Annotated in this window: 10 protein-coding genes; 5 read left to right on the top strand and 5 right to left on the bottom strand. The window is 71.9% G+C overall.

Features of this window, described 5'->3' with window-relative positions; genetic code table 11:
- Positions 1–57 precede the first annotated feature (57 nt).
- Together ku and F8A92_RS01000 are read left to right on the top strand one after the other, a co-directional pair.
- Positions 58–1026, top strand: a complete 969-nt coding sequence (ku, locus tag F8A92_RS01005; protein WP_153502736.1) for a non-homologous end joining protein Ku — start codon at positions 58–60, stop codon at positions 1024–1026.
- 62 nt (positions 1027–1088) lie between these two features.
- Positions 1089–2099 (top strand): DUF389 domain-containing protein, encoded by a 1011-nt coding sequence (locus F8A92_RS01000; RefSeq protein WP_153502735.1) that lies wholly within the window; start codon positions 1089–1091, stop codon positions 2097–2099.
- Here the strand turns inward: F8A92_RS01000 and F8A92_RS00995 are convergent.
- From F8A92_RS00995 to F8A92_RS00985, 3 genes are all read right to left on the bottom strand, one after another.
- On the bottom strand, positions 2096–2698 hold the full coding sequence (locus tag F8A92_RS00995; protein WP_153502734.1) for a TetR/AcrR family transcriptional regulator: 603 nt from the start codon (positions 2696–2698) through the stop codon (positions 2096–2098). The genes F8A92_RS01000 and F8A92_RS00995 overlap by 4 nt on opposite strands.
- Positions 2695–5895: a carboxyl transferase domain-containing protein gene (locus F8A92_RS00990; protein ID WP_153502733.1), complete on the bottom strand. Its 3201-nt coding sequence runs from the start codon at positions 5893–5895 to the stop codon at positions 2695–2697. Before F8A92_RS00990 ends, F8A92_RS00995 begins: the two co-directional genes overlap by 4 nt.
- Positions 5896–5974: 79 nt before the next feature.
- Positions 5975–6619: a nitroreductase family protein gene (locus F8A92_RS00985; RefSeq protein ID WP_153502732.1), complete on the bottom strand. Its 645-nt coding sequence runs from the start codon at positions 6617–6619 to the stop codon at positions 5975–5977.
- A gap of 78 nt (positions 6620–6697) precedes the next feature.
- On the opposite strand from F8A92_RS00985, the gene F8A92_RS00980 reads away from it, so the two are divergent.
- From F8A92_RS00980 to F8A92_RS00970, 3 genes are all read left to right on the top strand, one after another.
- Positions 6698–7567 carry an AraC family transcriptional regulator gene (locus F8A92_RS00980; RefSeq protein ID WP_153502731.1) on the top strand — a complete coding sequence of 290 codons (870 nt, stop codon included), beginning with the start codon at positions 6698–6700 and terminating at the stop codon, positions 7565–7567.
- Positions 7560–7946, top strand: coding sequence for a VOC family protein (locus tag F8A92_RS00975; RefSeq protein ID WP_153502730.1), 387 nt, complete (start codon positions 7560–7562; stop codon positions 7944–7946). The genes F8A92_RS00980 and F8A92_RS00975 overlap by 8 nt, the downstream gene beginning before the upstream one ends.
- Before the next feature lie 175 nt (positions 7947–8121).
- On the top strand, positions 8122–9324 hold the full coding sequence (locus tag F8A92_RS00970) for an amidohydrolase family protein (RefSeq protein WP_153502729.1): 1203 nt from the start codon (positions 8122–8124) through the stop codon (positions 9322–9324).
- A gap of 138 nt (positions 9325–9462) precedes the next feature.
- On the opposite strand, the gene F8A92_RS00965 is transcribed toward F8A92_RS00970, so the two are convergent.
- Positions 9463–11433 carry an acetoacetate--CoA ligase gene (locus tag F8A92_RS00965; protein WP_153502728.1) on the bottom strand — a complete coding sequence of 657 codons (1971 nt, stop codon included), beginning with the start codon at positions 11431–11433 and terminating at the stop codon, positions 9463–9465.
- A gap of 90 nt (positions 11434–11523) precedes the next feature.
- Complete coding sequence (locus F8A92_RS00960) at positions 11524–11961, bottom strand: MarR family winged helix-turn-helix transcriptional regulator (protein ID WP_194291310.1); 438 nt, start codon at positions 11959–11961, stop codon at positions 11524–11526.
- Between the last annotated feature and the right edge of the window lie 44 nt (positions 11962–12005).

The following is a 12005-nucleotide window of genomic DNA, read 5'->3' as shown; positions in this document are numbered from 1 at the left end:
AGCATCAGTGTGACGTGTCTTCGAGCGACGTGCCGAGCATCGGGAAGCGAGTGGGTCATGAGGTCGATCTGGAAGGGCGCGATCGCCTTCGGGCTGGTCAACGTGCCGGTGAAGATGTACTCGGCGACCGAGAACCACGACGCGCCGCTGCATCAGGTGCACGACGAGGACGGCGGCCGCATCCGCTACCAGCGCCGCTGCGAGAAGTGCAACGAGATCGTGGAGTTCGCGCACATCGACAAGGCGTACGTCGACGGCGACCGCACGATCGTGCTCACCGACGCGGACTTCTCGATGCTGCCCTCCGAGCAGAGCCACGAGATCGAGGTCGTCGAGTTCGTCCCGCGCCAGCAGGTCCCGGTGGAGCTGTACTCCTCGACGTACTACCTGGAGCCGGATTCGAAGTCCGCCAAGGCGTACGTGCTGCTGCGCCGGGCCCTGCAGGAGACCGACCGGCTGGCCATCGTGAAATTCGCGATGCGGCAGCGCACCAGGCTCGCCGCGCTGCGGGTGAAGGACGACGTGCTGGTCCTGCAGTCCCTGCTGTGGCCGGACGAGGTCCGCGAGGCCGACTTCGCCTCCCTCGGCGAGGAGGTGAAGGTCAGCGCGGCCGAGCTGAAGATGGCCGCGCAGCTCGTCGACTCGCTCGCGACCGATTTCGAGCCCGAGAAGTTCACCGACGACTACCAGGTGCAGCTCCGGCAGCTGATCGACGCGAAGATCGAGCAGGGCGACACCATCGACACCGAGGCGACGTTCGGCGCCCAGAAGTCGGCGGACGAGGGCGAGGTCATCGACCTGATGGAGGCGCTGCGTCGCTCCATCGAGACCAAGCGATCCGGCGCCTCGACCGACGCGTCGGCCGAGGCGGACGGCGGGTCCGAGACGGAGGACGAGACCGCGGCGGCCGAAGAGGAGGCGCCCGCTCCGCGCAAGAAGCCCGCGAAGAAGGCACCGGCCAAGAAGGCCGCCGCGAAGAAGGCGCCCGCCAAGAAGACCGCCGCCCGCCGCAAGGCCGCTTCCTAGCCCGGTCCGGAATCACGGGGGATCTTCGCGCGCGCCGCCCCGTCGCCTGTGAGACTGTCGCCATGCTGTCGTTGCGCATCTCGGCCCCGGCGTCCCTGAGCGATCAGGTGGTGACGCTGCTACGCGACGCCCCGTACGTCACCGGGCTGAGCATCGTGCGCGGCGCGTCCCTCGTCCCGGTGGGTGACGTGATCACCGCCGACGTCGCGCGAGAAGGCGCCAACGCGGTGATCGACCAGCTACATCGGCTCGGCGTGCATCGCGACGGCGCCATCCGGCTCGACCCGGTGGCGACCTGGCTGTCGCTCCCGGCGCTCGAGGCCGAACGCGCCGCACCCGGCGCGTCCGCGGACGCCGTCGTCTGGACCGAGGTGGGCAACCGCGCCTACCAGGACTCCGAGCTCAACTGGACCTACCTGAGCTTCATGGTGCTCGCCACCCTCCTTGCCGGCGTGGCCATTGTGCTCGATTCGCCGATCCTGACGGTCGGCGCGATGGTGCTGGGACCGGAGTTCGGCCCCATCGCCGCCATCGGGCTGGCGCTGGTCCGGCGCCGGCCGCACCTGCTGCGGCTGGCCACGACCACGCTGGTGCTGGGCTTCGCGGCCGGGATCGCGTGCACGTCCCTGGCCGCGCTGCTCGGCCGCGCCATCGGCTGGGTCTCGCTCTCGGACATCCTGCACCGCACGCAGACCGAGTTCATCTACTCGCCCGACCGCTGGAGCGTCGTCGTCGCGACGGTCGCGGCAGCGGCCGGCGTCCTGTCGCTCACCTCCTCGCGCACCGGCGGCCTGGCCGGCGTGTTCATCTCGGTGACGACGGTCCCCGCGGCCGGCAACCTCGGTATGGCTCTCGCGTTCGGCGCCTGGAACGAGCTGCGCGGCAGCGCGCTGCAGCTGAGCCTCAACCTGGCCTGCATGGCCGCCGCCGGCGCCGGCACGCTCGCGCTGCAGAACCTGATCTGGGGACGACTGACGGTGCGCCGCAAGACGCTGATCGGCCGGCCCGACTGGGACCGCACCGCCCCGGTCGACCGGGCCGCCGAGCGCGCGCGGCGCGAGCCGAACCGCTAGCGCTCGGTGCCGGCCGCGGTGGGCGCCGCCAGCGGCGAGCTGGCGACCAGACCCAGCATCGCGCTGTGCGCCCGGACCAGCGCGTCGCCGTACGCCTCCTCGGTGCTCGGGTCGGCGCTGATCAGCTGGGCGAACCGCTTCGCGGCCCCGGTGACCAGCTCGGCGATGACCCGCGGCGGGATGACCGGGTGCGCCAGCCCCTCGTCCACCAGTCGCTGCATGTACTTCTCGTGCCGGCGGTTGGTCCGCCGATGGATGTCCTCCAGCAGCGCGGCGTACGCCGGGTCGCCCAGCGCCTGGTGCGCGATCACGGTGAGGACGCCGTAGTGCCGGACCCACTCGTGGATGTAGGCGCGGAGCGTCAGCTCGAAGGTGTGGTGCGGCGTTCGGCCCGACTGATCCTGCAGCTCGATGAAGTGCTCACGCACCCGCCCGGCCACCACCGCCAGCACCTCGTCCTTCGAGGAGAAGTAGGCGTAGACGGTCGGGCGGGTCACGCCGGCCGCCTCTGCGAGGTCGGCCATCGTCGTCTCGGCGTAGCCCTTCGAGGCGAACACCTGCTCGGCCGCGTCGATCAGCTGGTCGCGCCGCCTGCTCATGCGAGGCTCGCTCGTAGCGCCCGGATCACGAGCTCCCGGGTGCGGGCCGGATCGATGACGTCGTCGATCTCGAACGCGGCCGCAGTGCTCAGCGCCTTGCCGCGCTCGTACTGCTCGGCCACCAGCTCGTCGTAGCGGTGCTTGCGCTCGCGCGGCTCGTCGATCGCCTCGAGCTCCTTGCGGTAGCCGAGCCGGACGGCGCCCTCCAAGCCCATCCCGCCGAACTCGCCGGTCGGCCAGGCGACGCTGAGCACGGGGGCATGCATGGACCCGGCGGCCATGGCCATCGCGCCGAGACCGTAGCCCTTGCGCAGGATGACGGTGACGATCGGCGTGTCCAGCCGCGCCCCGGCGACGAAGAAGCCGCCGAACTTGCGGACCGTCCCGTGGGTCTCCGACTCCGGACCGACCATGAACCCGGGCGTGTCGCACAGCGACACCAGCGGCAGCCGGAGGGCCTGCAGCATCGTCAGGAACCGCGAGGCCTTGTCGGCCGCGTCGTGATCGATGGCGCCACCCAGGTGATGCGGGTTGTTGGCCATCAGGCCGACCGCGATCCCGTCGATGCGCGCGATCGCCGTGACGATGCCGGCCCCGAATCCGCGCCGCAGCTCGATCAGCGATCCGGTGTCGACCAACGTCTGCAGCACCGGCCGCACGTCGTAGCTGCGCAGCCGGTTCTCCGGGACGAGGTGACGCATCAGCCGCTGGTCGGCGCTCGTCCCCTCGCGGACCTGCCGGGTGAGCAAAACGATCGTCTCGCGCGCCGTCCGCACGGCGTCCGCCTCGTCCTCGGCCAGGATGTCGACCACGCCGTTGGGGTACTGCACCGACATCGGGCCGACCTCGCCCGGCGGATAGACGCCGAGGCCGCCCCCCTCGATCATCGCCGGACCGCCCATGCCGAGGCTCGCCTCCGGGGTCGCGATCACGACGTCCGCGCAGCCGACGAGGGCGGCGTTGCCGGCGAAGCAGTAGCCCGACACGACGCACACGATCGGCACCTTGCCCACGAGGGAGGCGAGGGTGCGGAAGGTCGGGACCTCGAGCTGCGCCACGTACGGGTGGTCGGTGTCGCCCGGGCGGCCGCCGCCGCCCTCGGCGAACATCACGACCGGCAGCCCCTGCCGCCCGGCCACGTCCAGGAACCGATCGGTCTTGCGGTGGTTCTGCAGGCCCTGCGTTCCGGCGAGCACCAGGTAGTCGTACGACATGACCGCGACCGGGCGGCCGTCGATGGTGGCGGTGCCCAGCACGATGCCGTCTCCGGACGTGCGCTCGATGAGGTCCTGCACCGACCGGCGGCGCCGCTGCGCGGCGAGCGTCAGGGCGCCGTACTCGACGAACGAGCCGTCGTCGACGAGGTCGGCGATGTTCTCGCGCGCCGTACGCCGGCCCTTCTCGTGCCACTTGCGTACCGCCTCCGTGCGCCCCTCGTCGAGGCCGTACCGGTGCCGCTCCAGCGACTCGCGCAGATCGGGCCGGATCTCGTCGAGGTCGAGCTCGACGTCGTCGTGGGTCGCCTCGGCGCCGGGCTCGGCCTCCTCGAGGTAGACCAGCCCCTGTCCCTCGGAGACCACGTCGCCGACCTCGACGGCGATCGCCCGCACGACGCCGGCCTGCGCCGCCGGAACGACGTGCTGCATCTTCATCGCCTCGAGCACGATGACCTCGTCGGTCGCTCCCACGCTCTGGCCCTCGACCACGCCGATCTCCACGACGACCGCCTGCATCGGCGCGCGGACGGCGATCGCGTCGTCGGGCACCTCGGCGGCGACCGTCGCCGGGTCCTGCTCGTCGTGCTCCCCGTGCCGCTGCGCGGACCCCTTGGTCGCGGCCGCCGCGAGAATCTCGCCGAGGTGCTCGTCCACGAATCCGGTGTGCACCTGCCCGGCGGCCAGCGCGGGATCGTCGATGATCGCGCGCAGCATCCCGACGTTGGTCTGCACGCCCGCGACGTCCAGCTCGGCGAGCGCGCGGTCGGCGCGCGCCAGCGCCGCCTCGAGGGTGGGGCCGTTGGTGACCACCTTGGCCAGCAACGAGTCGTACCGCGGCGTGACCGTGTAGCCGGCGTACCCGTGGGTGTCGACGCGCACGCCCCGGCCGGACGGCGGCTGGAACCGGGTCAGCCTGCCGGTACCGGGGCGCACGGTGCCGTCACCGGCGACCGTCTCGGCGTTGACCCGCGACTGCACGGAGTAGCCGCGCGGGGCCGGCGAGCGGTGCACGCCCGCCTCGGCGAGCGTCGCGCCGTCCGCGATCCGCAGCGCAACCTCCACCAGGTCCAGGCCGGTGACCTCCTCGGTGACGGTGTGCTCGACCTGGATCCGCGGGTTGACCTCGAGGAAGACCAGCTGGTCGCCGGCCACGAGGAACTCGACGGTGGCGAGGCCGGCGTACGGCGCGGACCCGATGATCGCCTCGGCGGCAGCGTGCAGCCGGGCGCGCAGCGGCGCGTCGATCCACGGGGCGGGCGCGATCTCGACGAGCTTCTGCCGCCGACGCTGCGCCGAGCAGTCCCGGTCACCGACCGCGGCCACCGAGCCGTGCCGGTCGGCCACGATCTGCACCTCGACGTGGTGCGCGTCGCGCACCAGCTGCTCGACGTACAGGTCGCCGTTGCCGAACGCCGCGCGCGCCTCGGCCGAGCAGCGCTCGAACGCGACCGGCAGGTCGTCGATCGAGGTCACCGGCGACATGCCACGCCCACCGCCGCCGGCGAGCGCCTTGACCATGACCGCCGCGCCGTCGCCGAGCGAATGCATCAGCTCCACCGCCTGCGCCAAGGACGTCGGCCCGGTGGTGGCCACGGCGGTCGGCACGCCGGCGCCGTCGGCCTGGGCGCGCGCGGCCGACTTGTCGCCGAACAGCCGCAGCGCGTCGCTGTCCGGACCGACGAAGACGATGCCCTCCTCGGCGCAGCGCCGCGCGAGGTCGGCGTTCTCGCTCAGGAAGCCCAGTCCGGGGTGCAGCGCGTCGCAGCGCGACTCCCTCGCCGCCTCGACGACCGCCTCGACGTCCAGGTAGGCCGCGGGCCCGGCACCGGGGATCAGCACCGCCTCGTCGGCGCGCTGGACGTGCAGGCTGCCTCGATCGTCGTCGGGATAGATCGCGACGGTCTGCAGGCCCATCAGAGCGGCCGTGTCCATGATCCGAACCGCGATCTCGCCCCGGTTCGCCACGATGAGCTTGCGCATCGGCCACCCTCCCAGTCGACTGCTCGGCACTTTACATGTATGTAAAGAGAGTGAGCAAAGGTCGAAGGGCGGTCGTTACCTACCAGGTATCGAAGGACACGATCTGTTCGGCAGGCGGACGCTTGACGGGCTTGAAATCGGTTCCCTTGGTGTAGGCCACCGGCAGCAGAGCGAGCTGGGTGATGCCGTCCGGGATGCCCAGGAGGTCCGCGGCCCGCTGCTCCTCGTTGAGGTGCAGGGTGGTGTAGCAGGATCCCAGGCCGCGGGAGCGCAGCGCGAGCATGAAGCTCCACACCGCCGGGATGATCGAGCCGTACCACGAGGCCTGCGCCGCGATCGACAGGTCCTCCGGGCGGCCCTCGGCACACGGCACGACCAGCGCGGGGACGTCGGGCATCACGTCGCGCAGGTAGCGGGAGCTCGACCGCACCCGCGACTGCTGCTCCGGGTCGAGGTTCGGCGCGTCGGCCGGCGGCGCGGCGAGGTACTCCGCCGACGCGTCCTGGTAGATCCGGCCGAGCTCGCGGCGCTTGGCCTCGTCGGTGACGACGAGCCAGTGCCATTTCTGGCGGTTGCCGCCGGTCGGCGCCTGCTGCGCGAGGTCGATGCACTCCAGCAGCACCTCCCGCTCGACCGGGCGGTCCAGGTCCAGGCGCTTGCGCACGGCGCGGGTGGTGGACAGCAGCTTGTCGGTGACCGCGAGGTCGAAGGGAGCGTCAGTCATGCAGCCATTCGACCACTTCCGACGTCCGCCCTGTCAACCCGGCCCCGCCGCCACCGGCCGCGCGCTACCGTGGCGCACATGGGACAGCAGATCGAGCATCCCATCGATCCGGCGCTGCGCGGAGCGGTGCGCTCCTTCGTCGGTTACGCCTACGACGACGTCCCGCCCGGCGAGCACGTCGGGCTGCCGTCGACCACACTGACCTTCGTGGTGGCGATCGGCGAGTCGCTGGACATCGCCTTCGACGGCCGGCGCCGCCGGTACGCCGCGAGCATCGCGGGCCTGCACACCCGCCCCGCCACCATCCACCACGGCACCCGCCAGAGCGGCGTGCAGCTGGCCATCGATCCCCTCGCTAGCCGGGCGTTGTTCGGCGTCCCGGCCGCGGACCTCGCGCAGCGCGTCATCGACCTCGCCGAGCTCGCCGAGCCGGCCGCGCGGCGGCTGCTCGACGCGGCGCACACGGCCGGGTCCGGTTGCAAGGCCGTCACCGGCCGGACGGTGGGTCTGGGAGTCCCGTGTGCGTCGGTCGAGGAGCAGTTGCTCGGTGCCCGGCTGGGCGGCCGGCGGCCGCCCGCGCCCCGCGCCGAGATCGTCCGGGCCTGGTCGGTTATCCGGCGGACCCGCGGCCGGGCACCGGTCCGGGAGATCGCGCGGGACGTCGGCTGGTCGGTCCGGCACCTGGAGCAGGAGTTCGTCCGCGAGCTCGGCGTCACCCCCAAGCAGGCGTGCCGGCTGCGCCGGTTCGAGTACACGACGGCGCTCATCCGCGCCGAGCGTCCGCTCGCAGAGGCCGCCGCGCTGGCCGGGTTCGCCGACCAGCCGCACCTCACGCGCGACTGGCGGGCACTGGCCGGCACGACACCGACGCGGTGGCGGCGCTCGGACCGGCTCGCATTCGTACAAGACCTCGCCCACGACCTCGGGCACGGTGGGGAGCATGACTGATCACAGCATCTGGCCCGCATTCACCTACGACGACGCCGACGCGGCCCGCGCCTGGCTCACCGCGCTCGGCTTCACCGAGGGCATCCGGGTCCCCGCCGACCGGAATCCGGATCTCGTCCGCCACAGCGAGATGCTCTGGCCCGAGGGAGGTCGCGTGATGGTGAGCAGCCGAGCCCTCGGGAGCGAGCACGCCACCGCGCGCGGCGCGCAGGGCGTCTACGTCGTGTGCGGCGACCCCGACGCGGTCCGCGCCCGGGCCGGCCGCCTCGGCGCGGAGGTCGTGCACGAGCTCGCGGACGCCGACTACGGCTCGCGCGGCTTCACCGTCCGCGACCGCGAGGGCAACATGTGGAGCTTCGGGACCTACGCGGGTTCCTGACCCGGCGACCGGAGAACGTCGCGCCGGAGGCCGCCGCGCCATCCCGGGTGGCCAACGGTGCTCTTGCGCGACGTTTTCCGGAGCACCGCCGGGTGTCCCCGCATGTCGCGACGAGCCCGGGCACCGCGACGTTCTCCGGAGGGCCGCCGGGTCAGATGCGGGGTACGGTCCTGGCATGGCCCGTACGACGATCCGCAATGTGCGCCCCTGGGGCGGGGACCCCGTCGACCTGTCCTGCGCGGACGGCGTGATCGTCGCGATCGACCCCGCCTCGCCGGGGGCCGGGGACGCGCTCGACGGCGAGACCGTCGACGGCGCGGGGCTCATCGCGCTGCCATCCTTCGCCGACGTCCACGTGCACCTCGACTCGACCCGGTGGGGGCTGCCGTTCCGCTCGCACACGGCGGGACCCTCGCTGCGCGAGCACATCCTGGCCGACCGCGCCGGCTGGCGGGAGGACGCACCGATCGCCGAGAAGGCCTCCGCGATGCTCGGCCGGATGATCTCGCGCGGGACGACGAAGGTGCGCAGCTACGCGCAGATCGACTCCGACGCGGGTCTCGAGCGCCTGGACGGCGTCCTCGAGGCGAAGGAGCGGTACGCCCGCGAGTGCGACGTGACGATCATGGGCTTCCCGCAGTCCGGCATCATCTCCGACCCGCCGACGGCGCGGATCCTCGACCAGGCACTCACCCTCGGCGCCATCGACGTCGTCGGCGGCATCGACCCGTGCGCGATCGACCGGGACCCCAAGGGTCACCTCGACGTGGTGTTCGGCCTCGCCGAGAAATACCAAAAGCCGGTCGACCTGCACATCCACGAGACCGGCACCCTGGGTGCCTTCTCCTGGGATCTCGTCTTCGAGCGGGTACGCGCGCTCGGCATGCACGGGCGGTGCACGATCTCGCACGCCCTGGCTCTCGGCTCGAACGACGAGCGGACGGTCCGCACGCTGATCGAGCAGCTGGTCGAGCTCGACGTGGCGATCGCGACGGTCGCCCCGCGCGGCAGCGTCCAGATCCCGTTCCGCGAGCTGGTCGCGGCCGGCGTCCGGGTCGGGCTCGGGCAGGACGGCATGCGCGACTACTGGTCGCCGTACGGCGACGGTGACATGTGGAACCGGCTGTTCCAGCTGTGCTGGAGCCAGAACCTCAAGACCGACGACGAGCTCCGGCACGGGGCGTACGCCGCGACGCTCGGCGGCCGGCAGGTCATCGATCCGGCGGCGCCACGACCGGATGCGCTGGCCGGCACGCCGGGGATCGAGGTCGGCGACGAGGCCGACCTCGTGCTGGTCGCCGGCGAGACGCTCTCGGCTGCGGTGGTCGACCACCTGCCCGACCGGACGGTGATCCGCGCCGGCGTCCCGCTCGGCTAGCCAGCACCCGCGGCTCGCGGTGAGTTGTGCCCCGCTCTCACCGCTCGCGGTGGGTTGTACCCCGCTCTCGCGCCGATAGCGGGGCAGATCCCACCGCATCCGCGGATGCAGCCGGCGTACTCGCCGGCGGCCGGGAGGCTAGCGGCGGCCCTGCACCTCGCGGAACCGGTCCTCGGCGATCTTCCGGAACGCCGACATGTGCTCGGGGACGTCGATGACGTCCGGGTTGACGACGTCCTGGAACGCCGCGCCCTGGATCATCCGCTTGATCGGGACCTCGAGCTTCTTGCCGGTGCGGGTGTGCGGAATGCCGTCCACGGCGACGATCTCGTCGGGCACGTGCCGCGGCGAGGCCAGCTCGCGGATCCGCGTCTTGATGCGGTCCTTGAGCTCGTCGGTGAGCCGGTGACCCTCGTTGAGGACGACGAACAGCGGCATCCAGTAGCCGCCGTCGGCCTCCTCCGCGCCGATGACCAGGGCCTCGGAGACCTCGGGGATCGACTCGACCGCCGAGTAGATGTCGCCCGAGCCCATCCGCACGCCGTGCCGGTTGAGGGTGGAGTCGGAGCGGCCGAGCACGAGCACGCTGCCGCGGTCGGTGATCTTGATCCAGTCACCGTGCCGCCAGACGCCTTCGTAGTGGTCGAAGTAGGCGTTGTGGTACTTCTCGCCGGTCGGGTCGTTCCAGAACCGGATCGGCATCGACGGCAGCGGCTCGACGCAGACCAGCTCGCCCACCTCGCCGATCAGCGGCTTGCCCTGCTCGTCCCACGCCTCGACCTTGTAGCCCAGGCCGCGCACCGGCAGCTCGCCGCTCCACACCGGCACGTTCGGCGAGCCCATCGCGAAGGCACCGGCGATGTCGGTGCCGCCGGACATCGAGAACAGCGGGATGGCGCCGACCTCGTCGCGCACGTACTTGAACGAGTGGTCGGGGCACGGCGAGCCGGTGACGCCCATGATGCGCAGCGCCGACAGGTCGAAGTCCGCCGCCGGATGCACCCCCTGGTCCTGCGAGGCGCCGAGGAAGCCGGGGCTGGTGCCGAAGATGGTAACTCCGCAGCGCGCGACCACGTCCCAGCACGCCGCGGCGGTCGGCGCCATGGGCGCCCCGTCGTAGCAGACGATGGCGCCGCCGGCGGTCAGCCCGCCGATCAGGCAGTTCCACATCACCCAGGACGGCGAGGTGTACCACATGAACCGGTCGGTGCGCTTGAGGTCCCAGTTGAGCGCCAGCAGGCTGACCTGGACCGGCAGGACGCCGCCGTGCGAGTGCACGATGCCCTTGGGCAGGCCGGTCGTCCCGGAGGAGAACAGCACCCACAGCGGATGGTCGGAGCCGACCCGCAGCGGCTCGTACGGGTGGTCTCCCTCGATCATCTGCGCGAACGGGATGGAGTCGGCGACGCCCTTGCCGAGCCGGCTCACGCCGATGAAGTGCTGCACGGTCGGCAGACCCGCCCGCAGCTTCGTGACGGCGTCCCGCTGGTCGCGCTCCTTCTGCGCGAACCAGTGGCCGTCGGCGGTCACCAGCACCGTGGGCTCGAGCTGCGCGAAGCGGTCGACCGCGGCGGCGGGCGCGTAGTCCTGCCCGACGCCGGACCAGATGGCGCCGATCGACATCGTCGCGAGCGCCGCGACGATGGTCTCGGCGATGTTGGGCAGGTAGCCGACCACGACGTCCTCGGGACGGACGCCGAGGCCGCGCAGGTTGTGCGCGAAGCTCGCGACCTGGCGGCGCAGCTCGGCCCAGGTGAGCTCGGCGTGGTCGCCCTGCTCGCCGGTGGTGATGATCGCCAGGTCGTCGTCGGCGCCGCGGGTGACGACGTACTCCGCCAGGTTCAGCTCGGCGCCGGCGAACCACTTCGCGCCGGGCATCTTGTGCTCGTCGAGCACCTCGGTGAACTCGCCGGGGAGGTCGTAGTACTCCCACACGGCCGCCCAGAAGTCCTCGAGGTGGTCGATCGACCACTGCCACAGGTCGTTGTACGCCGTGACGTCGACGCCGTGCTTCTCGCCGACCCACCGGGCGAACGCGTGCACGTTCGTGGACTCGACGTATTCGGGGGTGGGCGCCCAGACGACCTCGGGGACGGCGTTCTCACTCATGGCTGCGTACCTCGCTGCGATGTTGGGGTGTGGGGCAATCCTACGAAGCGCCCGGGGTCGCCGTCGGCCGGGCGCCGGACGCCCCCCGGTCTAGGGCTCGAGCCGGTGCAGCAGGTGGACGAGCTGGCGGCGCTCCGCGGCGTCCAGCCGGGCGAAGAACTGCCGCGCATCGACCGCGCGGTGCTCCTCGACCTCGTCGAGGACGTCGCGGCCACGGGCGGTCAGCAGCACCACCGTGGAGCGACGATCGGTGGGGTGCGGGGCGCGCTGCACGAAACCCTTTGCCTCGAGGTCGTCGATCACGTCGGTCGCCGATCGCGCGACGATGCGCAGCCGCTCGGCGATGTCCGACAGCCGCAGCGGGGTGACGACCTTGTGGTCGGTCGGCGTGCCCTGCGCGATCATCCGCATCGCGCGGTACTGGTGGGCGGTGAGCCCGTACGGCTCGACGATCGCGACGGTGCGGCGGCGCAGGGCCCGGGAGACCTCCCGGATGAGGTCCGCCAGCAGGTCGGTGTCGTCGGTCACGGAATGCATCCTACCGATGCCGCGTTCACCTCATTGTGAGGTAA

The sequence above is a fragment of the Cumulibacter manganitolerans genome (genome assembly GCF_009602465.1).
Lineage (GTDB): Bacteria > Actinomycetota > Actinomycetes > Mycobacteriales > Antricoccaceae > Cumulibacter > Cumulibacter manganitolerans.
Note: the sequence above shows the minus strand (reverse complement) of the source record. Positions and strands in the feature narration are given on the sequence as shown.

Excerpts from the sequence above, each read along its gene's own strand:
- ku (WP_153502736.1), top strand. The coding sequence starts at position 58 with ATGAGGTCGATCTGGAAGGGCGCGATCGCCTTCGGGCTGGTCAACGTG.
- F8A92_RS01000 (WP_153502735.1), top strand. The coding sequence starts at position 1,089 with ATGCTGTCGTTGCGCATCTCGGCCCCGGCGTCCCTGAGCGATCAGGTG.
- F8A92_RS00995 (WP_153502734.1), bottom strand. The coding sequence starts at position 2,698 with ATGAGCAGGCGGCGCGACCAGCTGATCGACGCGGCCGAGCAGGTGTTC.
- F8A92_RS00990 (WP_153502733.1), bottom strand. The coding sequence starts at position 5,895 with ATGCGCAAGCTCATCGTGGCGAACCGGGGCGAGATCGCGGTTCGGATC.
- F8A92_RS00985 (WP_153502732.1), bottom strand. The coding sequence starts at position 6,619 with ATGACTGACGCTCCCTTCGACCTCGCGGTCACCGACAAGCTGCTGTCC.
- F8A92_RS00980 (WP_153502731.1), top strand. The coding sequence starts at position 6,698 with ATGGGACAGCAGATCGAGCATCCCATCGATCCGGCGCTGCGCGGAGCG.
- F8A92_RS00975 (WP_153502730.1), top strand. The coding sequence starts at position 7,560 with ATGACTGATCACAGCATCTGGCCCGCATTCACCTACGACGACGCCGAC.
- F8A92_RS00970 (WP_153502729.1), top strand. The coding sequence starts at position 8,122 with ATGGCCCGTACGACGATCCGCAATGTGCGCCCCTGGGGCGGGGACCCC.
- F8A92_RS00965 (WP_153502728.1), bottom strand. The coding sequence starts at position 11,433 with ATGAGTGAGAACGCCGTCCCCGAGGTCGTCTGGGCGCCCACCCCCGAA.